This window comes from Endozoicomonas sp. NE40 (assembly GCF_040549045.1).
Taxonomy (GTDB): domain Bacteria; phylum Pseudomonadota; class Gammaproteobacteria; order Pseudomonadales; family Endozoicomonadaceae; genus Endozoicomonas_A; species Endozoicomonas_A lisbonensis.
Genome location: NZ_JBEWTB010000002.1, coordinates 722,924 through 744,301 on the forward strand (window position 1 = coordinate 722,924; position 21,378 = coordinate 744,301).

The 21,378-nt window shown below is 50.9% G+C and carries 18 protein-coding genes and 1 pseudogene; 12 read left to right on the forward strand and 7 right to left on the reverse strand.

Going from position 1 to position 21,378, the window contains the following annotated elements; genetic code table 11:
* Positions 1-23: 23 nt before the first annotated feature.
* The 3 genes from V5J35_RS04305 to tadA all read right to left on the reverse strand — a co-directional run bounded on the left by V5J35_RS04305 (position 24) and on the right by tadA (position 5,337).
* Positions 24-494, reverse strand: coding sequence for an outer membrane lipoprotein (locus V5J35_RS04305; RefSeq protein ID WP_354010072.1), 471 nt, complete (start codon positions 492-494; stop codon positions 24-26).
* A 202-nt stretch (positions 495-696) separates the two neighbouring features.
* Positions 697-4,599, reverse strand: a complete 3,903-nt coding sequence (gene purL, locus V5J35_RS04310) for a phosphoribosylformylglycinamidine synthase (RefSeq protein WP_354010073.1) — start codon at positions 4,597-4,599, stop codon at positions 697-699.
* 183 nt (positions 4,600-4,782) lie between these two features.
* Complete coding sequence (tadA, locus tag V5J35_RS04315; RefSeq protein ID WP_354010074.1) at positions 4,783-5,337, reverse strand: tRNA adenosine(34) deaminase TadA; 555 nt, start codon at positions 5,335-5,337, stop codon at positions 4,783-4,785.
* Between the two features lie 319 nt (positions 5,338-5,656).
* Between tadA and V5J35_RS04320 the strand changes: the two genes are divergently transcribed.
* The 9 genes from V5J35_RS04320 to sctU all read left to right on the forward strand — a co-directional run bounded on the left by V5J35_RS04320 (position 5,657) and on the right by sctU (position 12,810).
* Positions 5,657-6,145, forward strand: coding sequence for a type III secretion system chaperone (locus V5J35_RS04320; RefSeq protein ID WP_354010075.1), 489 nt, complete (start codon positions 5,657-5,659; stop codon positions 6,143-6,145).
* A 120-nt stretch (positions 6,146-6,265) separates the two neighbouring features.
* The gene (sctN, locus tag V5J35_RS04325; protein ID WP_354010076.1) at positions 6,266-7,597 is read left to right on the forward strand and encodes a type III secretion system ATPase SctN; all 1,332 of its coding nucleotides are present in this window, start codon (positions 6,266-6,268) and stop codon (positions 7,595-7,597) included.
* A gap of 9 nt (positions 7,598-7,606) precedes the next feature.
* Positions 7,607-8,068, forward strand: a complete 462-nt coding sequence (gene sctO, locus V5J35_RS04330) for a type III secretion system stalk subunit SctO (RefSeq protein ID WP_354010077.1) — start codon at positions 7,607-7,609, stop codon at positions 8,066-8,068.
* A gap of 71 nt (positions 8,069-8,139) precedes the next feature.
* Positions 8,140-8,910 (forward strand): type III secretion HpaP family protein, encoded by a 771-nt coding sequence (locus tag V5J35_RS04335; protein WP_354010078.1) that lies wholly within the window; start codon positions 8,140-8,142, stop codon positions 8,908-8,910.
* Positions 8,911-8,912: 2 nt separating this feature from the next.
* On the forward strand, positions 8,913-9,950 hold the full coding sequence (gene sctQ, locus V5J35_RS04340; RefSeq protein WP_354010079.1) for a type III secretion system cytoplasmic ring protein SctQ: 1,038 nt from the start codon (positions 8,913-8,915) through the stop codon (positions 9,948-9,950).
* A 41-nt stretch (positions 9,951-9,991) separates the two neighbouring features.
* Positions 9,992-10,651, forward strand: coding sequence for a type III secretion system export apparatus subunit SctR (gene sctR, locus V5J35_RS04345; RefSeq protein WP_051790083.1), 660 nt, complete (start codon positions 9,992-9,994; stop codon positions 10,649-10,651).
* Between the two features lie 53 nt (positions 10,652-10,704).
* The gene (gene sctS / locus V5J35_RS04350) at positions 10,705-10,968 is read left to right on the forward strand and encodes a type III secretion system export apparatus subunit SctS (RefSeq protein ID WP_354010080.1); all 264 of its coding nucleotides are present in this window, start codon (positions 10,705-10,707) and stop codon (positions 10,966-10,968) included.
* A 1-nt stretch (position 10,969) separates the two neighbouring features.
* Positions 10,970-11,761 (forward strand): type III secretion system export apparatus subunit SctT, encoded by a 792-nt coding sequence (gene sctT / locus V5J35_RS04355; RefSeq protein ID WP_354010081.1) that lies wholly within the window; start codon positions 10,970-10,972, stop codon positions 11,759-11,761.
* The gene (gene sctU, locus V5J35_RS04360) at positions 11,758-12,810 is read left to right on the forward strand and encodes a type III secretion system export apparatus subunit SctU (RefSeq protein ID WP_354010082.1); all 1,053 of its coding nucleotides are present in this window, start codon (positions 11,758-11,760) and stop codon (positions 12,808-12,810) included. The genes sctT and sctU overlap by 4 nt, the downstream gene beginning before the upstream one ends.
* An 8-nt stretch (positions 12,811-12,818) precedes the next feature.
* Here sctU and V5J35_RS04365 read toward each other — a convergent pair whose 3' ends face one another.
* From V5J35_RS04365 to V5J35_RS24260, 3 genes and pseudogenes are all read right to left on the reverse strand, one after another.
* Positions 12,819-15,137 carry an inositol phosphate phosphatase SopB gene (locus V5J35_RS04365; protein ID WP_354010083.1) on the reverse strand — a complete coding sequence of 773 codons (2,319 nt, stop codon included), beginning with the start codon at positions 15,135-15,137 and terminating at the stop codon, positions 12,819-12,821.
* Positions 15,138-15,230: 93 nt separating this feature from the next.
* A complete protein-coding gene (locus V5J35_RS24255) occupies positions 15,231-15,590 on the reverse strand; it encodes a hypothetical protein (protein ID WP_419095898.1) in 360 nt (119 codons plus the stop codon).
* Between the two features lie 252 nt (positions 15,591-15,842).
* A pseudogene (locus V5J35_RS24260) lies at positions 15,843-15,917 on the reverse strand (C2H2-type zinc finger protein); the annotation flags it as partial.
* Between the two features lie 442 nt (positions 15,918-16,359).
* Between V5J35_RS24260 and V5J35_RS04375 the strand changes: the two are divergent.
* The 3 genes from V5J35_RS04375 (at position 16,360) to V5J35_RS04385 (ending at position 19,946) form a co-directional block, all read left to right on the forward strand.
* Entirely contained in the window at positions 16,360-17,796 is a 1,437-nt protein-coding gene (locus V5J35_RS04375) for an aspartate ammonia-lyase (protein WP_354010084.1), read from the forward strand.
* Between the two features lie 682 nt (positions 17,797-18,478).
* Positions 18,479-19,132, forward strand: a complete 654-nt coding sequence (locus V5J35_RS04380; protein WP_034876826.1) for a response regulator transcription factor — start codon at positions 18,479-18,481, stop codon at positions 19,130-19,132.
* Positions 19,133-19,556: 424 nt separating this feature from the next.
* Positions 19,557-19,946: a response regulator gene (locus V5J35_RS04385; RefSeq protein WP_354010085.1), complete on the forward strand. Its 390-nt coding sequence runs from the start codon at positions 19,557-19,559 to the stop codon at positions 19,944-19,946.
* Here V5J35_RS04385 and sbcB read toward each other — a convergent pair.
* Positions 19,935-21,368: an exodeoxyribonuclease I gene (gene sbcB / locus V5J35_RS04390; RefSeq protein WP_354010086.1), complete on the reverse strand. Its 1,434-nt coding sequence runs from the start codon at positions 21,366-21,368 to the stop codon at positions 19,935-19,937. The genes V5J35_RS04385 and sbcB overlap by 12 nt on opposite strands.
* Positions 21,369-21,378 lie beyond the last annotated feature (10 nt).

Consider the following 21,378-nt stretch of genomic DNA (forward strand, 5'->3'; position numbering starts at 1 on the left):
TTTCAAGTCAGGCAGCAGAGCTATTACTGTACACGGACAACCCGGCTGGTCGTACCCTGAGTAAGCACCTTTACACGATCGCCTGCATTGAAGGTCGCTGCCGGGTCATGCTGCTGAACCACTGATACATAAGAACCATCTTCCAGACGCACGGTGACTTCAATGCCCTGTTTCTGGGTCAGTTTTTTCTCAGCCATATTACCCAGAACACCACCGGCTACAGCACCTGCAATACCACCAATGATGCCCTCGTTGCGCCCACCAATCTGGGAGCCCAGCACCGCACCAGTTGCGCCACCAGCCAGCGTGCCAACCTCGCCTTCTGTACCCTCAAGCTTTACAAACCGGGCTTCCGCTACCGTACCAAAACGTACCACCTGCATCTGCCGGGCTTCACTGCTGGAATAAGTGGTACCCGTCAAATCGGACATACATCCGGTCAAAGAAACGGCCACAAGAACAGCAAGGCCAGCCTGTTTGATTTTGTTTGTCATAAATGTCTACTCCTGCGTTATCCTTTATTACCAGTGTATCCAAGGATCTGACAGCTGTATCTTAAAAAAAGGAGCTGCTTTTTCCAAAGCCAGCTCCTTCGCTTATTCGGTTGGACTCCCTGACAGGCAGGGAGTTCCTCAGCTTTATGTTACTGAATCGATCAGTTTTCTTATCAACTCACTTTCTTAGTCAACCCGCTATTTAATCAACCCAGACGCGCGCATTACGGAACATGCGCATCCAGGGTGCGTCATCCTGCCAGTGGTCAGGGTGCCAGCTGTTCTGAACGGTTCTGAACACTCGTTCAGGGTGAGGCATCATGATCGTTACACGCCCATCAGCAGAGGTCAGGCCGGTAATCCCCTTGGGAGAACCATTTGGGTTATACGGATAACGTTCAGTGGCCTGACCCTGATTGTCCACATAGCGCAGAGCCAGCTGACCCGTTTCCTGCAATCGCTCAATATGTTCAGGTTTACCGAATTCGGCATGCCCTTCACCGTGAGCAACAGCAATAGGCATACGGGAACCTTCCATGCCACGCAGGAAAACAGAGTTGCTCTTCTGCACTTCAACCATGGCAACCCGGGCTTCAAACTGCTCGGACTGGTTGCGGACAAAATGAGGCCACAGGTCGGCACCGGGAATCAGCTCATGGAGGTTAGATAACATCTGACAACCGTTACAGACCCCCAGAGTAAAACTGTCTTTCCGGTCAAAAAAGGCAGCGAACTGCTCACGTCCCCGGCGGTTAAACAGGATGGATTTAGCCCAGCCTTCACCCGCACCCAGTACATCACCATAAGAAAAGCCGCCACAGGCCACCAGACCTTTGAATTCATCCAACTGCCGACGACCGCTGAGGATATCACTCATGTGGACATCAACCGCAGTAAAGCCTGCTTTATCAAAGGCCGCAGCCATTTCTACATGACCGTTTACGCCCTGCTCCCTCAGGATAGCGACCTGAGGACGAATGCCCGTGGCAATAAAAGGTGCTGCAACATCATTGTTGATATCAAACGGCAGGGAGGCATGCAGACCGCTGTCCCTGTCGTCCAGCAAGTTATCGAACTCCTGACGGGCGCATTCGGGGTTGTCACGCAAAGCCTGGATACGATAGCTGGTTTCTGCCCACCAGCGCTGGTATTTCACACGGCTTTCAGAGGTCAGTGTCTTGCCTTTGAACAGCAGGTTCACACGCTGGTCATCACGAAGGGTACCCATTGTGTGAGTGCAGTCCCCCAGACCTGCCGCCGCAAGAATGTCCTTAACCCGCCCTTTATCTTCCGCACGAACCTGCAACACTGCACCCAGTTCTTCGTTGAACAGGGCTGGCAGAACACCATCAGCGAACCGGGTTATTTTCTCAAGATGAATATCCATACCGGCACGACCGGCAAAGGCCATTTCAACCAGAGTCGTAAACAAACCGCCGTCAGCACGATCGTGATAAGCCAGCAGCAGGTCCTGTTCCATCAGGCTTTGAATGGCGCTGAAGAAGCCTTTCAGGTCAGCAGCCGAATCAACATCAGCGGCCTCATCACCAATCTGCGCAAACACCTGAGCCAGCGCCGAACCGCCTAAACGATTCTTGCCGCGTCCAAGATCCACCAGCAGCAGACGGGTATCACCCTTGTCCAGACGCAACTGCGGCGTGACAGTTTTGCGAACATCGGAAACCGGTGCGAAGGCTGAAATCACCAGAGACAGTGGCGATGTTACGCTCTTGTCTTTATCACCGTCTTTCCAGCTGGTACGCATGGACATAGAGTCCTTGCCCACAGGAATGGCAATGCCCAGCTCAGGACACAGCTCCATCCCCACCGCTTTTACGGTTTCATACAGTTTTTCGTCTTCGCCAGGGTGACCTGCTGGTGCCATCCAGTTCGCGGACAGCTTGATATCACCCATTTTTTCAATTCGGGCAGAAGCGATGTTGGTAATCGCCTCACCAATAGCCATTCGACCAGAAGCCGGGCCATCAATAATGGCTACGGGAGTACGCTCTCCCATGGACATGGCTTCGCCGGTACAGGTGTCGAACGAGGTTGTCGTTACCGCACAGTTGGCAACAGGTACCTGCCACGGTCCCACCATCTGGTCACGGGCCACCTGACCGGTAATGGTTCGGTCACCAATGGTGATCAGAAAACTCTTGCTGGCCACAGAAGGCAGTTTCAGTACACGTTCGCTGGCTTCTTCCAGGGTAATGCCGCTCAGGTCAATGGCATCCTGCTTAACAGCAGCCGATTCCACATCCCGGTGCATACGGGGTGGTTTACCCAGCAGAACATCCAGAGGCATATCCACCGGATTATTGCCAAAGTGGGAATCCTCAACCAACAGATGTTTTTCTTCGGTGGCTTCGCCCACTACGGCATAGAGGCAGCGTTCACGCTGACAGATGGCTTCAAACAGCTCCATATCTTCCGGAGCCACCGCCATCACATAACGTTCCTGAGACTCGTTACACCAAAGCGCCAGAGGGGACATACCCGGTTCGTCGTTCAGGATGTCGCGCATCTGGAAACGACCGCCCCGGTCACCATCACTCACCAGTTCAGGCAGGGCGTTGGACAGACCACCCGCACCCACATCATGGATAAAGGCAATCGGGTTGTCGTCACCCAGCTGCCAGCACTGGTCGATCACTTCCTGACAGCGACGTTCCATTTCCGGGTTATCACGCTGCACACTGGCAAAGTCCAGATCTTCCTGCCCCTCACCAGAGGTCATGGAGGAAGCGGCTCCGCCGCCCAGACCAATCTGCATGGCCGGACCACCCAGAACAATCAGTTTGGCGCCCACAGGAATTTCTCCCTTTTCCACATGGTCAGCGCGGATATTACCCAGACCGCCTGCCAGCATAATGGGCTTATGGTAGCCACGCACTTCTTCGCCAGTGGCTGCTTTGGCTGTCTGTTCGTAGGTACGGAAATAACCACACAGGTTCGGACGACCAAATTCATTGTTAAAACCCGCGCCACCCAGTGGACCATCAATCATGATATCCAGGGCCGATACGATCCGGTCAGGCTTGCCATAGCCTTTTTCCCATGGCTGTTCGTAGCCGGGAATATTCAGGTTGGAAACGGTAAACCCGGTCAGGCCCGCTTTAGGTTTGGAGCCTCGCCCCGTCGCACCTTCGTCACGAATTTCACCACCAGAACCTGTCGCTGCACCGGCCCAGGGGGCAATAGCGGTAGGGTGGTTGTGAGTTTCCACTTTCATCAGGATATGGATGTCTTCCTGATGGTAGTCGTAAGCTTTAGTTTCAGGGTTCGGGAAGAAACGCCCGGCTTTAGAGCCTTCAATAACGGAAGCATTGTCTTTGTAGGCAGACAGCACACCCTCACCGTTCATGGCGTGAGTGTTGCGAATCATCTGAAACAGGGAGTGGTCCTGCTTCTGTCCGTCAATGGTCCAGGAGGCATTGAAAATCTTATGGCGACAATGTTCGGAATTTGCCTGAGCAAACATCATCAGTTCCACATCAGTCGGGTTACGTTCCAGCTTTATATAGTTCTCGACCAGATAATCAATCTCATCGTCTGCCAGCGCCAGTCCCAGAGAACGGTTCGCCTGTTCCAGAGCTTTCCTGCCGCCATCAAGAATGTCTACGGCAGTCAGAGGAGCGGGTTCGGATTCTGCAAACAGGGACTCGGCGGCCTCCAGATTATTCAGTACCGTTTCCGTCATACGGTCGTGAATCAGCTCACCAGCCTTCTGAATCTGCAGTTCACTCAGCCCTTCTTCAGCGGTAATGTAATAAGCAATACCACGCTCAATACGCTGAATTTTGTTCAGGCCACAGTTATGGGCAATATCAGACGCCTTACTGGACCATGGAGAAATGGTGCCGGGACGAGGGACAACCAGTAGCAATGTTCCAGTGCAGGCACCTTCCTGCAGGCGCGGACCATAGGTCAACAGTTGTTCGAGAACTGCCAGTTCCTGTTCAGACAGTGCCTCACTGCTCTGAATGAAGTGCTGGTAGTCGGCAAAGACACCGGACACTTCCGGAATAGCGTTTTGTAAGGTTTCCAGCAGTTTTTTGCTGCGAAACGGAGAAAGAGCGGGAGCACCACGCAATATCAGCATGCTTTTACCGTAAAAATACAGTTTATGAAGCTGAAAGCTCGCCACAAACAGCCTGTTCACTGCCTATGACACACTTTTCAGCAGAACTCAGGGGGATCAAGGCGGCTATGATAATCGAAACTGTGGTACGGAAACCAGTCATGGAAAATACACATAACTGCTTATTTTTACTCCGGACAATCGCTAACATAACCGCAAACGCTTCCTTTCTTCTTTCTTCTGCCGGCGTCGTTCCCTGAAAAAAGCCGACATCATTTCGCTGCATTCATCCTGTAATACACCCTGAGTTACTTCCACCCGGTAATTCATCTGCGGCTGATCCAGCACCTGAGTGACACTGACGACAGCACCAGACTTGGGTTCACAGGCACCAAAGATTACCCTGCGAATGCGGCTATGAATAATAGCACCTGCACACATGGTGCAAGGTTCCAGTGTCACATAAAGGTCGCAATCCACCAGCCGGTAGTTACCCAGCACTCTGGCGGCCTGCTGCAAAGCCAGAATCTCGGCATGGGCCACCGGATTACACGCGGAAATAGGCTGATTATGAGCGCGGGCAATGATTTCACCATTATGGACAATCACTGCCCCTACCGGTACTTCCTGTTTTTCCCAGCCCTTGTAAGCCTCAGACAGGGCTTCCTGCATCCAGTCGCTATCTGTTTTTTCACTGGCACTTCTGCAGCTACCCATTTCGCCGCTATCCATTTTGCCGCTATCAGTTTTTTCTAACACCCGTCTCAATGCCCTGCATTTGGCTAAGTCAATTAACAGCTAGGCAGTATACAACGAAAACACGGCAAACCGGGGAAGCCTGTCAAATCGACGACAGCATCCGCATTCGCAAAAAACTTTACAGCCGGCTATTAATTTTACCGGCACCCGACCGATGCCCATTATTACGGCTCTGTAACTGCTGCGAATCAAGAGAACACAGGAATAAAAATTAGTTGTTAAATCCTCTACGCTCTTGGCAACAGCCATATATACTGAATGAAAGAAGTTTTTCTTATTCCAGATTTGATGACTTGATACCAGCGGAGGGTAGGGTCAAATGTCTTACAAGCAGAACGTCGAAGAGAATCTGCAGCATTTTGCCGAGAGCATTGGCCTTGGTGAACTCAGTCTGAACGAACACGATGCCTGCGGCCTCTGTTTCGATGACACCTTAATTGTCAACATGGAGTATCTGGAGGAAGATGAAGCTCTGGTCTTTGTTTCCTCGGTCAAACCCATGGACGCCCACGACGATGCCCGCACCCAGCTGTTCGAAAAACTGCTCTCCCTGAATCTCCAGCATCACAGCATGCAGGGCGCTTTCATTGCCCTGAACCATGACAAAACGGAAGTCCTGTTGATTCGCTCCATGCTGGCTTCCAGCGATTACGGCAATTTTGAATCCACCCTGGAAAAATTTGTAAACACCCTGGAATGGATTGTGTCTGAAGTGGACAACGTTGACCAGGACAGTACTCCGGCAGCAGGCAGCTCTGCACCACAGCCTGGTCCGGGCGGTCCCGGCGACATGGGCATGATGGTCTGACGGGACAGAATGTTGAAAAAGGGCTTAACAGCCCTTTTTTTCTCTCTGAAGAATGTTTTTCCCTAAGCACTTTTCTTTGAACACTTTTCTTTGAACAATGGATGATCAGGAGAATAAGGCTTGCCAGAAGCATTAAAGTACTTAACAGATGCCCTTGAGAGCGCTGTAGGCGGTGAGCGACTGGTGGATATTCGCGGCCGGGTGACCGAAGTACAGGGCATGATCATCAAGGCAGCCGTTCCCGGTGTCAAAATCGGTGAGCTGTGTGAGCTGATCACTCCGGGTGAAGAACAGGCCAGCTATGCAGAAGTGGTTGGCTTTCAGGGACATGAAACTGTTCTTTCGCCCATGGGTGAGATTATGGGCATCTCCTCAACCACAGAAGTGATACCGACCGGCAAAGTACATCATGTGGGTGTTGGCCCTCATCTGCTGGGACACGTACTGGATGGCATGGGCGACCCTCTGGATAAAACCGCGTTCGATGACATTGAGCCAGAAACTTACTACCCGGTCTACGCCGACAGTCCGGACCCCATGACCCGCAAAATTATCGACAAACCACTGCCTCTTGGCCTTCGGGTTCTGGATGGCATTCTGACCTGTGGCGAAGGACAGCGGATGGGTATCTTTGCCGCAGCCGGTGGTGGTAAGTCCACCCTGCTCTCCATGCTGGTCAAAGGTGCCGAAGTCGATGTCACCGTACTCGCGCTGATCGGTGAACGGGGACGGGAACTGAGGGAATTTATCGAACACGACCTGGGGCCTGAAGGCGTGCAGAAATCGGTCATCATCGTTGCAACGTCCGACAAGTCGTCAATGGAACGCGCCAAAGCGGCCTATACCGCAACCGCCGTCGCAGAATATTTCAGGGATAAAGGCAAACGGGTTCTTTTGTTGATGGACTCCGTCACACGCTTCGCCCGGGCTCAGCGTGAAATCGGTCTGGCAGCGGGCGAACCGCCAACCCGCCGGGGTTTTCCCCCTTCCGTTTTTGCCACCCTGCCAAAGCTGATGGAACGCGCAGGTATGTCTCACACAGGTTCCATTACCGCCCTCTACACCGTTCTGGTGGAAGGTGATGATATGACCGAACCGGTAGCGGACGAAACACGATCTATTCTCGATGGACACATTATCCTGTCCAGAAAACTGGCAGCCGCAAACCATTACCCGGCTATTGATGTACTGTCCAGTGCCAGCCGTGTTATGAACGCGATCACGCCAGAGGAGCACAAAGCCGCAGCAGGCAGGTTACGGGAACTGCTGGCAAAATTTGAGGAGATTGAACTGCTGGTAAAAGTTGGGGAATACAAACAGGGCTCTGACGCCGTTGCCGATGAAGCCCTGCAGAAAATCGACCATATCCGTAACTTCCTCAAACAGCGTACCGACGAACTCACCCCTTATGACGACACCATTCAGCTGCTCAGGCAGGTGGTGGGTGTCTGAGCCTGAACCATGCTGCACGAACTACTGAAAGTTAAACAGATTCGTGAAAAGTCTGCCCACGATGAAGTCCAGAAACGCAAATACCACCTCGAAGAAACCCACCGGGCGGTTGAGCGTGCAAAGCAAGAGTTCCATGAGTATGTCGAGTGGCGCGGTAAAGAAGAGCAGCGGCTCTACGATAATATTATCAATATGGAAGTAAAGCAGAGCGATCTGGATCTGCTGAAACAGAAAGTCGGTTTGCTGCGGGAAAAAGACGTACTGCTGGAGCAGGCGATTGCCGAAGCCAAAAAGAAAGTCGTAGACGCCGAGGCTGCTCTGGAGGAAGCTCGGGAGGAGCACGCCAAAGCAATTCAGGCAGTCAAGAAGTTTGAAGAGTTTACTGCCGCCCTGGACGAAGACGCTGCCAAAGAAGCGGCTCGTCTGGAAGACCTGGAAATGGAAGAGTTTACGGTCAGGCCCCGACATTAAGGCAAAGCCGTTTCTGTCCATCAAACAGAACAACGAGTATCAAAAAGATCCGTCAGATCAGCGAGGCCACCATGGATGGAGTTAACCAAAGCAGCCAGCCACAAGCCAGCCCTCCCCCGGACTCATCAGGTAACCAGCAACAGGTGACCGAAAGGCAGGCCGACGACTTCGCCAAAAAAATGGGCAAAAAGAAAGACAGCCCCAAAACCGCAGACAAAGAAGAAATGACCCTTGAGAGCCTGCTGGCTTCCCGCAGCAAAAAAGGCTCCGACACTGAGCGCCTGAGAGGAGAGCATGGTTCCTCTCAACATGACAAAGGTGACAAAGGTGGCAAGGGTGGAAGCATGGGTGAACAGCACGAGGAAGTCGATACTCTTTCTTCACTCACAACAGGCAATGAGAAACAGGACCAGCCTTTGCACACAACCCGTGAAGTTCAGGCACCAACGTCTGTTACAGACATAAAGGCCATGGATAAAGTCAGTGGCGCGAAAGAAATTAACGAAGTGATTAACAAGCTTGTGGATAAGATCCACGTTTCCGTCAAGGACTCCATCAATGGCGCCGAAGTTCGCATTACCATGAAAGAGAACATTCTGCCCGGCACTGAAATTCGCATTCAGCGTATGGGTGGAGAGCTGACCGTCACCATGAATACGACGTCAGCAGACACCCATAACTTCCTGGCGGTGAATGAATCTTCTCTGCTGAAAAGCCTGAATGAACGTTTTGGCGACAAGGTGCAGGTCAACATCAACATGTCCGGCGGCGACCAGCCCGGAGACGGGCGCTCCCGGGAGCAGTATGAGGGAGAGCAGGAGCAGGATGATAACGAAGGCTGACAATGTCTACAGAACCTCTGGCTTATCAGACCCTGTCAACGGCTCAGCTTGAACTGAGTCGTTTGCTTTGTCATCGCCAGAGCGTCTTTACCACCGAGATCAACCAGTCTGAGACAGAGCTTGAGCTGTGTCACCAGCCGGCCGATACACTGCCCTCCTATACCTTCCATCTGGAACTCAATGGCCACCCGTACCAGATTTATGCCGGTGACAGCCTGCTGGATTCACTATTGCCCGGTAAGCTGGATCATCATGGACTCAATAAGTTACCCGACGATTTGCGCATCGCGGTACTGACCCACACCATAACGCCAATTTTTACACCACTCGCTGAACAGCTGGGTATTTCCTGGTCACTGCAGGAAGTCCAGCCTACGGATTCGGCAGATCATCCTGCCACCCTGGGCATGAACATTCGCCAGAACACCATTAACACACGTATTGAGCTGCTGATTGATGATCTGCTGTTGTCCATACTGAAGGCGATTCCTGCTCATCATCCACAGCAATTGCCCGATATACCTTTCTGGGCGACTCTGGAAAAAGGGCATACCCGGTTGTCGTTCGCAGAGCTGAAAACACTGGAAGCTGGTGATGTTGTTTTTTTAGACCAGCACATCAACGACGATCAGGTCATTGTTCGTATCAACCAGCGTACCGCATTTCTGGGAGAGATCGCCGATACCGGAGTCAGCATCTTACAGAGGCATCAGACAATGGACGAATATGAGCACGAAGAGGCACCAGCCGACGCTGAGGATGGCCATGAACAGGAAGAACCATCTGAAATGTCTCCCGCCGATACAGACGTTAGCGTTGACCTGCACGACCTGCCTGTCACCCTGATGTTTGAAGTCGGTCAGCAGCAGCTCACCCTGGCAGAGCTGCAGAGCATTCAGGCAGGCTATATTTTTGAACTGGACCGCTCTGTCCAACAGCCCGTTAACATTCGTGCCAATGGCAAGCTGATTGGTCACTGCGAACTGGTACAGATTGAAAATCGCCTTGGAGCACGCATCACTCACCTGCACGATCAGTAAACCAGCTGAGTTCTCCTGAAAACAAGGGACAGGACTGACCCATGGAAAGCGGTATACTGAATCTCACCAGCCCTTTTTATTTAATGATCCCATTGGCGCTTATGGCGCTGATTCCCTTTATGGCGGTCATGGGTACCTCTTTCCTGAAACTGGTTGTCGTCTTTTCCATTCTGCGAAACGCTACAGGTCTGCAGCAAATTCCCCCAAACATCGCCATGAATGCCCTGGCGATTATCCTGACACTGTACATTATGGCCCCGGTCGGTTACGAAATGTACGAGCGAATTCAACCTGAAACCCTGAATTTTGAAGACCTGTCCTGGATCGAAGCAGTTCAGGATGGCATCACTCCTTACCGGGAATTCCTGAAAGCCAATACCACGGCGGAAGAACGCAACTTTTTCCTGAAATCCGCACGGCTTCTTTGGCCAAGCCGTTACCAGAAAGAGTTGTCAGGCGATGACCTGATGATCTTGCTGCCATCGTTTTGTATCAGCGAACTGACCAAGGCGTTTCAGATCGGGTTTCTGCTGTATCTGCCGTTTATCATCATTGACCTGATCGTATCCAACATTCTTCTGGCCATGGGTATGATGATGGTGTCGCCCATGACCATCTCCCTGCCCTTCAAACTGCTGTTATTTGTATTGCTGGAAGGCTGGACAAGACTGATTCACAGCCTGGTACTCAGTTACAGCTAGACCTTTCAGGAGGAGAAAACAATGTCTGGAGAAAACAATGTCTGGAGAGAACAATGGTTGATGGTGAAGTGATACAGCTGACAGCTCAGGCTCTGCTGCTGACCCTGATCCTGTCCATGCCCCCCATCATTGCGGCGGCAGGCGTGGGCCTGATTATCAGTCTGGTGCAGGCGCTGACCCAGATTCAGGAACAAACCCTGCCCTTTGCATTCAAGCTGATTGCCGTCATCATCAGCATTTTTGCCACTGCGCGATGGCTGGGCATAGAAGTGTATAACTATTCGCTGGCTATCATGGCCAAGATTGGCACGATCTGAGATGCTTATCCCGATTGATGAACTCAAGGAATGGTTTTATGTGTTCTCAATGGGAGCCCCACGGATTGTTGCGCTGTTTACACTGATTCCCTTTCTGCACAAGCGCATGCTCGGTGGAGCCATGATGCGTAACGGTGTGGCCATGGCGCTGGTGCTGTTTATGCACCCGATGCTGGCGGAAGCCGTTCCGGACAAAACACCCACCATCTACGCAACCCTGTTCATTGTCTTAAAAGAGGTCTTTATTGGTGCGCTTCTGGGCTTCGTGATTACCATCCCTTTCTGGGCTCTGGAATCGGCGGGTTTCTTTATTGATAACCAGCGGGGTGCCTCCATGGCGAGCGCCATGAACCCTTTATCCGGTGCTGAGTCGTCACCGATGGGCATTCTGTTTTCTCAGGCGTTCACGGCTATTTTCATGGTCAGTGGTTTGTTTTTGCTGCTGGTGAAAAGTCTGTTTATCAGCTACTCCACCTGGCCTGTCTTCAGCTACTTTCCCAACATGAACCCGGAAGGCGCTATCTTTTTCCTGAAGCAGTTTGACCTGATCATCAGCCTCTCCATGTGGCTGGCCGCGCCGGTTATTATTGCCATGTTCATTACCGAGTTTGGCATCGCCCTGATCAGCCGCTCGGCACCTCAGTTGAACGTATTTATTCTGGCCATGCCCATAAAAAGTGGTGTAGCCGCCGCTATTCTGGTGGTTTATGTCGGCACCATACTCACACTTGCACGCAAACACGACGAAGGCATTCCAACGCTGTTTATGATGCTGGGAGAACTCTGGCGATGAGTGCGGAAAAGACCGAACAGCCCACCCCGAAAAAACTGAGGGACGCGCGTAAGAAAGGCCAGGTCGCCAAAAGCAAGGAAGTGTCGGGTACTTTTGGTTTTCTACTGGTCATCGCTACCCTGTGGTTTATGAGTGACAACTACATTAACACCATTCAGGAAATGGTGATTCTGCCCTCTACGGTTTACAACGAAACCTTTGAGGAAGCCTTCAAGATCGTTACCATGGGCATTCTCAACAAATCCATTGAACTTCTGATCCCCCTGGTCGGCGTTACCCTGTTAGGTGCCATTATTGGCAATATCATGCAGTTTGGCTTTCTGCTGGCCGGTGAATCCATCAAGCCTGACCTAAAAAAAATCAGCCCGATAGGCGGCTTTAAAAAAATATTTGCCATGAAAAACCTTATGGAGTTTTTCAAGTCGGTGGTTAAGATCATTTTTCTTTCCATTGTTGTCTATTACGTGATCAAGGGCAGCCTGGGTGATATGGTCAACATGCCTTATTGCGGCAGCAGCTGCATTCTTCCCATTACCGGTGTATTGCTGAAGAAACTGCTGATTTACGCCATTGCGGCGTTTGTCGTTATCGCCGTACTCGACTTTATGTTTGAAAAGCACCAGTTTACCAAGCAGAACAAGATGTCGAAGGATGAGGTCAAACGGGAACATAAGGAGAGCGAGGGTAGCCCTGAGATCAAAGGTAAACGCAAAGAGATTCATCAGGAAATTCTTAATGAAGCTGAAAACACAAAAAAATCCGATGTCGTCATCAAGAACCCGACCCACCTGGCCATCGGTTTACATTACAGTGAGGACAAAACCCCGTTGCCCGTTGTCACAGTAAAAGGTCGTGGCGGGCGCGCCCGCTTTATTCTTAAAATTGCAGAGAAAGAAGGGATACCCATCCTGGAAAACGTCCCCCTGGCACATGCCCTGTTTGACACCGATATTGCCAGCTATATTCCCAGTGAACTGATTGAACCCGTGGCCGAAGTTTTCCGCTGGGTGGAAGACCTCAAGGAACAGGAGAAGTATGGAGAGCTATAAACTATAAGCTATAAACCCACCGATTTTGACAGTCCCCTGACCTCTTCCCGTATGTCCTTATTGCCAACACGCTCGTCAATGGAGGTAATGAGTTCGGTTTTATAGCCTCTGACGCCGACATTCATCTCCTGAACTTCATGATTGCCGGACTTCAGCAGAATTTCCCTGAACAAGGCTTTTTCGTCTTCATTAAGTGGACCCGGCTCTGGCACAGCGCCATTTTCTGCAATTCTTGCAGTCAGGAATTTAATCTCTGCATCAAGCATTCCGGTCCGGTCCTTGCCGCTTTTACAGTTAATTAACGGCACACCTCCCAGCTTATGAGTCAGCAGGGCAACTCTTGCAGCCAGTTTATAGGCATCTTTATGTTCATGGTGGTGACGGCCTTTTCGATAAATATCTTTGATCTGCCGGCTGAGGTCCTGAATGGTTTTCTTATCTTTTGCCAGCTGACTGGATTCCTGCTTTATCGCTTTAATCAAAGCAGCATCGGGGTTAGCCCGGTTTTCTTCAGCCGTCAGCTTGTAAGCGAGTAACCTCTGTTTTTCTTCGTACTGCCCCAGCCAATGAGCGGCCATTCCGCCAACCTCACCACCGCGCTTCGGGTTGCCAACCAGATCTGTGATGGCTTCCCGGTTCATACGGGCCTGATTTCGCCGTCCGCCAAAAATTGACGACAACGGCCCGACACCACCCCAGTTAACCGGAATATTAAACCGTGACTGCCGTATGTTCATCCTGATCTTTCGGGGGGTGCCATCAGGCCCTGCCAGTTCAATCTCTACAGGCTGATTTCCGGGAGCAGTGAAATGTTTGAAGGCCTCATTCTGGGTTTTCTGCATTTTCGCTTCTTTGCCGGACCCTACCCCGGTTGTCAGTAGTGATGTTGACGTGGTAAAAAGCGTCGGTATCTCTTTCCCGGTTTCTGCCGCTTTTAGGGCCTGCTGAAATAACTCAGGCTTGGTAGAGAGAGCTGCAATCAAAATCTCTTCCGCTTTTTTTCTGGCCCCCTGAGCTTTTAACGCTTTAGCTTCATCACTGCCTTTCACGCCATATGGGTCTACAACACCGTGTCGAATACCAGTAAATTCATTGTGTCCACCAACCTGAAAATCGGTGCGCAGCAGGTTGGTCGCGTGCTTCAGGTTCTTTGTATCAGCACAGCTGACACCTTTGCTCCCCTGGTAATCCAGCAGTTTCTGCTGCTCTCCATTGACTTCAATCTGTGAGGCAGGGGTTTGTTTTGAAGAAAAGGCCCGGCCACCATACTCAAACGAATTATGAATGACCTTCCACTCCCGGTTATTCAACTGCTCAGCATAGGCGTCCTGAAACCTGGTATTGATCCGGGAAGGCTCAACCCCGGCTTCGACCAGAGCGTCCTTCAACAACTGCGGATACAGATCCTTGGCAACTTTGACTTCATCTTTCGATACCGGCTCGTCGCCACTGAGCTGAACGGTCCTCTCAAGCTGGACAAACTGTTCATCCAGCCGCTGTTCGACCTCTGCAAGCCGGTTTTGCAGGGGTTCATTACCAGCCTTCCCGGCAGCAGCCAGTTCATCGGCTACCAGCGCTTTGGCCGCCTGGAACTGAAGCGACTGAAGCTTGAACAGCTCTTTGTGGTTATGGGTGCTATGGGCGTTTAATTCATCTTCATGAGGCGAAGAAAGCTGCTGCTTGTCCAACTCTGCCTGCCTGTCTGCTACATGGCTCTTAAAGGCTGAAAGCACCTCCTCCCCGGACAAACCTGCCTGATCCACGAAAGAGGCAAAGGTTTGTGGGTAGTTCTTTAAGGATTTAACCGATTCCGGCGTGACTTCAAACTCATGACTGGCAAGAAGTTGTTTCAGATGGGCTTTGATGTCTTTCAGTGTCTCTGCCAGTTCACCACCCCGGGATTCAGAAGCTTCTGCAATAGCATCGTCTGTCACCTTTAAAGCAGCATTCAGGTACTCATTACGAACCGCTTCAAACTGACTCCGCACCTCAGGGTCAGACCTTTTTTCTCCCTGCGACAGAGTCAGTAAATCATCCAGTCTGGCTGCGGCTGTTCTGGCCGAAGCAACCAGTGGCTTAACGTCTGAGGCTTCCTTTGGCAGAGGGCTGGAAATCACAACATTACGATCATGAATAGTGCGCTTTGCCGGTTGGCGCTTGCCGGAGGCTTTGGCAGACCTGGGGAGGATTTTGAGTTTTACCCCAATGCTTTTGATGGCTCTGTTCAGGCGACTGCTGCGTTTGTGGACAACTTCATCGCGTTTTGCCGGGTCAAGAGGATTAGAAGACGCATTGCGTACACCACCAACCGGTCCGTTACCATCCATGGCTTTTCACCTTATTCAGGAATAAATTCAGGCACAATCCCCGGGGTTCCGAAACAGAACCATGGTGACATTTATGCACCCATTTTTGATTCATCAACTATCTGGAGGCTGATCACGACGAGCTGCCATATCCCCAGTCGGTATATCATCGAACATATCGTCAGGATAATAATCATACCCGCCGATAGCCAAACTCGTTAATGTACTGGTGCGGCCATCACTGGTCGCTAATCCTGAGCTTTGTGTCACAGTCGTAATGGTTGATGTCCCAGTTGATATTGCTGAGCTTACCGTGACGACATCGACGCTTCCATCTGATGTAGCAATCTGAGATACCGTTGTTGTAGTACTTCCAACGGCAAACACATGCGTCGTCGCTGTCACTTCCCCCACAGCTTCCTGATGGGTTTGACTACTGGTGGCAGGCGGTGTGGGTGGATGAACCGTTCGCATGTGAAGAGTAGCCTGGCTCTGATTCGTAAAACCCATTCCGCATACTTCACAGTGATATTGATAGGTATCTCTTCTGTCATGGTATTGCATGTGTCGGGTAAGACATCCAGCCTGTTTAAACCCTTTTTGACATACTGGACATAAATAGGGGCGGTCATCGCTATGAACCCGCTCGTGCCGGGCCAGGCCGTGTTTATCAATAAAGCCCTTTCCGCACGTCAGACACTTATGGGGGCGCTCGCCAGTATGGATTAGCACGTGTCGATTGAGGTCCCTTGCCCGGGAAAATACCTTTTTGCACACGCTACATTGCAAATCATTCGGCATACTAATACCTACCCTACCTCACCTAGGTGCAGTATCAAACAAACCGCTACGACTTTCTATGACGTTTTCTCTGGAACAAATGTTCAGTCATTCATCCCGCAAATGGTCCAGCAGACCCAGGACATTATTAAGCAGTACTGCTGTAAACCTTTACTGTTATTATGAAAGCGTAGTCAATTAAGAAGTTAATCAGTCATCAGGTAGTGGCAATGCTCACAGTTAATGAAATAACTAATTATGAGTTAGGTAGATTTTCTTATTGCTGCAAATTCTATAGAGGCAGAGACTAACCACATCAAACACACGGATCAAACGCTACGCAATTCCACCGCGAATCTAGGCTGCTGACAGCACTAAGTGCTCACTTGTCACCGGTCAACAAACGCGGACTGGCTGCACGATCCATTATTGCCGACCTCCAATCCTCACGGTGATGACCAAAATGGCACTGGATACTACTGAACTGAACGAGTATCGAACTGAACACGACCTGCTGGGTGATGCCAAAGTACCGAATACAGCCTATTACGGTATTCAAACTCAGCGCGCCATGGAAAACTTTAATATCTCCGGTGTTGAACTGAGTCACTATGCCAACGTGCCAACTGCTCTGGCCATGGTAAAGAAGGCCTGCGCACTGGCTAACCGTGATCTGGGCATGCTGGACGCTGCCAAAGCTGACGCCATTGCTGATGCCTGTGATGAAATCATTGCCGGAAAACTGCACGAGCAGTTCCGTGTTGACATGATTCAGGGTGGTGCCGGTACTTCCACCAATATGAATGCCAACGAAGTCATCGCCAACCGCGCGCTGGAACTGATGGGCTATCGTCGTGGCCAGTACGAGCATCTGCACCCGAACACTCACGTTAACATGGCTCAGTCCACTAACGACGTGTACCCAACCGCTATGCGCCTGGCTATGGTCCTGAAGCACAACGAACTGATTGTTGCTGCCAGAAGCCTGAAAAATGCCTGTGAAGTAAAAGCAGAAGAGTTCAAGAACATCCTGAAGATGGGCCGTACCCAGCTGCAGGACGCTGTACCTATGACTCTGGGTCAGGAATTCAAGGCGTTCGCCACCACCATCGGTGAAGACATTGACCGTATCAGAGATATGGCCAAACTGCTGTGCGAAATCAACCTGGGCGGCACCGCCATCGGTACCGGCATCACTGCCGACAGCCGTTACGCACCTCTGGCTGTTCAGTACCTGTCTGAAATCTCCGGTCAGAAGATGATCCTGGCAGGCGACCTGGTAGAAGCCACTTCCGACATGGGTGCCTTCGTGATCTTCTCCAGCGCCCTGAAGCGTATGGCAGTAAAACTGTCCAAGATGAGCAACGACCTGCGCCTGCTGTCTTCCGGTCCTCTGTGTGGCCTGAACGAAATCAACCTGCCTGAAATGCAGCCAGGTTCTTCCATCATGCCTGGTAAAGTAAACCCGGTTATCCCTGAAGCTATGAGCCAGATCGCTTTTCACGTCATCGGCAACGACATGGTGGTGACTATGGCTTCTGAAGCTGCACAGCTGCAGCTGAACTACGCTGAGCCGGTTCTGGTTTACAAGATTCTGGAATCCATCCAGCAGCTGACCAACGGCATGTTCATGCTGACCGACCGCTGCGTTAAAGGCATCACTGCCAATGCAGACGTTTGTCAGGCTTACGTAGACAACTCTGTTGGTCTGGTCACTGCTCTGAACCCATACCTGGGCTACGAGAACTCCAGCCGCATCGCCAAAACGGCACTGCGCACCGGTCGTCGTGTTGTTGAGCTGGTGAAAGAAGAAGGCCTGCTGACTGACGAGCAGCTGGCAGAAATTCTGAAGCCGGAAAACATGGTGGCTCCACTGGACCTGAGCAGCAAGCTGGTATAAAAGACTAACGTCGCTTACGTCGTTGTCATACAGTTTCGTAAACATCCGAAAAGCCCGCATTCAGCTTCCTGAACGCGGGCTTTTCGGTTTTTAACCAAGCTACAACGCTGCAAACTAAGTAAGCCTCACACCTCCAATCGCACATCCCCCAATTTAAACCTCACCCCATTCGTCTAACATTGCGCAATTCGCATAAGGCAAGGCCAAAAACGAAACAGCTTAAATTCACAGAACGTAACAACTGCTCATTATTAATGGTAAGATGCACGATCGTAGCGAGTAGAGAAATCACACCGGCTCATACTCCGCAATGTCGAAATCCTCTGCTAAACTGTGATCGAATTCCACAGCCGTTAAGCATCTTTTTGCGTCCGCTTTTCATACAACGGCTACAGGCAACTGTAGTTCGATCAAGCAAGCATACGCAAATTACCTAATGCCTGAGATGAACAGAAGTATGAAGTGGTTCTGTGTTCGTTATCCCTTACCCAACTGTGAACCCGAATTACGGCCTACAGCACATCATGACAATGATGGTATGACTACAGGCATTTTCATGGCATGAATCACGGTATGAACGGTCATGGCATGAACCGAGGCATGGAAAGTTAGCTGAAACCTTCCGGCCAGACGGCAATTAACTGTCACCCTTTTACGATAACTTGTACTCAGTGGAGTCATTATGCAGCAACAGGACATGAAGCAGGAACCCACCGTTTTCATCATCGATGATGACGAAGCTGTGCGTGACTCGCTGAAAATGTTGATGAAGTCTGTTGGTCAGGCTGTTGAAGCGTTTTCCTCTCCGGCAGAATTTCTGGAGAGCTACGATGAAAACCGTCCGGGTTGCATTGTGCTGGATATTCGCATGCCAGGCATGAGCGGTCTGGAGCTTCAGAACAAACTGAACGAAATGCACTGTATTCTGCCAATCATCTTCATCACCGGCCACGGCGATGTACCTATGGCTGTTCAGGCCATCAAAGACGGTGCCATGAACTTTATCCAGAAGCCATTCCGCGACCAGGAACTGCTGGACCTGATCAACGATGCCCTGAAACTGGATACCCAGCAGCGTCGCGAACTGCTTGAGCACAAAGAGATCCTGCGTCGTCTGTCTACCCTGACCGACCGTGAGCGCGAAGTGCTGCATCATGTTGTAGAAGGCAAAGCCAACAAGGTGATTGCTGCCGATATCAACCTGAGCCAGCGTACGGTAGAAATCCACCGCTCACGCGTGATGGAAAAAATGGGAACCAAATCCCTGGCCCACCTGGTGCGTCAGGTGATGCAAGTGAAAGATCATCTGGAAGGTGAGTTTAACTTCAAGATTTAAGTAGATCCCAACAGTTAAACAGAGCTAAACCGAGGCAGAGTGAACCGTAGAAACCCAAAACACTCTGCCAGCGGTTACCCTAAAGGGTAAAAACTGCAGCCCCCGTCTTTTTAGTTTCGGCTCGATACCAGACAATCAACGGCTTTCTACCATCAGAACCAGCCGGTAACATCCCTTTGCAATTCGTCACGAAACCGGAACCAAGGCTTTAAGTACTCCCCGTACAACGTCTAGTAAATCCCTCCATTCAGCAATTCAGACTCTAAATCTAAACTTCTTTCAGTCTTAGTGATAACCCGCCACATCGCTTGGTTATCAAGCCCTGCAGCTAAAGGTTATAGTTTCTTGTTATAGCTTCTTAACAAAGAGACTATTTTTAGAACAGCGGGATCTAACGCCCTATTAAATCATCAAGGCTGCCTATATGAGTCTGGCTAAACAAGCAACAGTGTATCTTCTGGAAAAAGATACCGGTATTACCGATACCATCCGCAGCCTGTGTGATGAAAAGTCCATGCTGCTTGAATGCTTTGAATCCGGTCAGGAACTGCTGCGCGCTATAAAGGGTCTGGCACCTGACTGTATTGTTGCGGCAAACAACGAACCCATCGGTCAGGCTCTGACACTGATGGAAGCACTGGATACTCACCACCATGATATACCGGTCATTATTCTGGGTGATCACAGTGATGTATCCAGCGCCGTAGCAGCGATTAAAGCCGGAGCCATCGATTACATCGAAAAGCCGGTCATCTACGGCCGTCTGGCAGAGCATTTCAATCAGGCACTGGCTCGCACAGCATTAATGAGTTAAACCGGCTTGCAGTTGGTCAGCGTAGGCTGCCAACTGATCAAGCAGCTTGAGTTCATCCACCGAAGCATCCTGCTTCGCACTGTCCAGATCGCTCCGGAACTGACCAAACCCAAGCACTGCCGCATCCTTATCGGATAATCTCTGACGTCGGAACTCCTGCCACCTGAGGGACTCTTCCTGATTCAGCGTTTCCGGATAATGGCGCCCGCGATACCTGAACAGCATTTCATCAAGACGACCGTCTTCAAACGATAAATGCAAATGCCCCAGCAACTCCGGGGTCGCCTCACGAATCCGATCCATCAGGCGCTTGTCCGCCCAGGAAAAAAATCCCCCTGAATACAACATCTGATCAGGGTCCTGAGTCTCTTTACCTGCCGAGCCTGTAAAAACGGCCTGAACTTTTTCAACAAGGCCCGGACTGTTCAGCAGTGTTTCCCTATGCCGTTTACAGACATCAAGATCAATACCAAGCCTTGCCTGATCGTTTACCTGCAGTACTTTCAAAGGCGCCAGTGCCGGACATTTATTAAGACTGACACCTTTCAGCGGAATACGCTCCCGTGTTTCACCTTCCTGCCTTGGGGTAAACAGATTTTCCTGTATTTCCTCCACAGACATTGCCAGTAAAGGCGCCGGATCAACACTCAGGTCATACACAAACACCTGATTCCGGTTAACAGGGTGCTCAACCAGAGGCATCACCACGGCCAGACACTGTTTTGCCGCCCCAAACATACCGGAAACATGAACAACCGGCTCTTTTGTATGGAGATCCAGCAAGGTACCCGCTTTGTCCTTGAAGCGATGATCCAGATAAAACTGAAACAGCCTCGGCTGTGTATCCCGAATCAACCGGGCCAGAGCAATGGTGGCGCGCACATCAGACAGCGCATCGTGAGCATCACCATGTTCAATGCCATTGGCTCTGGTCAGTTCTTCCAGCTTATAACTGTTAAAGCCATCTTCCCGTTTTGGCCACTGGATTCCATCAGGCCGCAAAGCACCCGTCATACGCACCAGATCAATCAAATCCCAGCGGCTGTTGCCATTGGCTCGTTCCCGAAGATAAGGGTCATGGAAATTCCGGTAGAGGCTGTTCCTGATGACCTCATCATCAAAGCGAATGCTGTTGTAACCTGCTGCGCAGGTGCCGGGAACCATCAGCTCATCAAGTATGCGCTGGATAAACTCCGGTTCAGACAAGCCTCTGGCATTGACGACCTGAGGCGTTAAGCCTGTGACCAGGGTCGCCATGGGGTGAGGCAGATGATCATCAGGCAACTTGCAGAAGAGGTTGACCGGTTCGCCAATTTCATTGAGTTCCGCATCGGTGCGAATAGCAGCAAACTGCGATGGCCAGTCGGTGGCAGGGTTAGTGCCAAACGTTTCAAAATCGAACCACAAAAAGCTTTTTAGCATAGAAATATCC

What these genes read in the sequence shown, in the direction of transcription:
- V5J35_RS04375 (WP_354010084.1), top strand. Translation starts at nt 16,360, where the DNA reads ATGGCACTGGATACTACTGAACTGAACGAGTATCGAACTGAACACGAC.
- V5J35_RS24255 (WP_419095898.1), bottom strand. Translation starts at nt 15,590, where the DNA reads ATGCGAACGGTTCATCCACCCACACCGCCTGCCACCAGTAGTCAAACC.
- sctS (WP_354010080.1), top strand. Translation starts at nt 10,705, where the DNA reads ATGGTTGATGGTGAAGTGATACAGCTGACAGCTCAGGCTCTGCTGCTG.
- V5J35_RS04320 (WP_354010075.1), top strand. Translation starts at nt 5,657, where the DNA reads ATGTCTTACAAGCAGAACGTCGAAGAGAATCTGCAGCATTTTGCCGAG.
- V5J35_RS04335 (WP_354010078.1), top strand. Translation starts at nt 8,140, where the DNA reads ATGGATGGAGTTAACCAAAGCAGCCAGCCACAAGCCAGCCCTCCCCCG.
- V5J35_RS04365 (WP_354010083.1), bottom strand. Translation starts at nt 15,137, where the DNA reads ATGGATGGTAACGGACCGGTTGGTGGTGTACGCAATGCGTCTTCTAAT.
- sbcB (WP_354010086.1), bottom strand. Translation starts at nt 21,368, where the DNA reads ATGCTAAAAAGCTTTTTGTGGTTCGATTTTGAAACGTTTGGCACTAAC.
- V5J35_RS04380 (WP_034876826.1), top strand. Translation starts at nt 18,479, where the DNA reads ATGCAGCAACAGGACATGAAGCAGGAACCCACCGTTTTCATCATCGAT.
- sctT (WP_354010081.1), top strand. Translation starts at nt 10,970, where the DNA reads ATGCTTATCCCGATTGATGAACTCAAGGAATGGTTTTATGTGTTCTCA.
- sctO (WP_354010077.1), top strand. Translation starts at nt 7,607, where the DNA reads ATGCTGCACGAACTACTGAAAGTTAAACAGATTCGTGAAAAGTCTGCC.
- purL (WP_354010073.1), bottom strand. Translation starts at nt 4,599, where the DNA reads ATGCTGATATTGCGTGGTGCTCCCGCTCTTTCTCCGTTTCGCAGCAAA.
- sctR (WP_051790083.1), top strand. Translation starts at nt 9,992, where the DNA reads ATGGAAAGCGGTATACTGAATCTCACCAGCCCTTTTTATTTAATGATC.
- V5J35_RS04385 (WP_354010085.1), top strand. Translation starts at nt 19,557, where the DNA reads ATGAGTCTGGCTAAACAAGCAACAGTGTATCTTCTGGAAAAAGATACC.
- sctU (WP_354010082.1), top strand. Translation starts at nt 11,758, where the DNA reads ATGAGTGCGGAAAAGACCGAACAGCCCACCCCGAAAAAACTGAGGGAC.
- sctQ (WP_354010079.1), top strand. Translation starts at nt 8,913, where the DNA reads ATGTCTACAGAACCTCTGGCTTATCAGACCCTGTCAACGGCTCAGCTT.
- V5J35_RS04305 (WP_354010072.1), bottom strand. Translation starts at nt 494, where the DNA reads ATGACAAACAAAATCAAACAGGCTGGCCTTGCTGTTCTTGTGGCCGTT.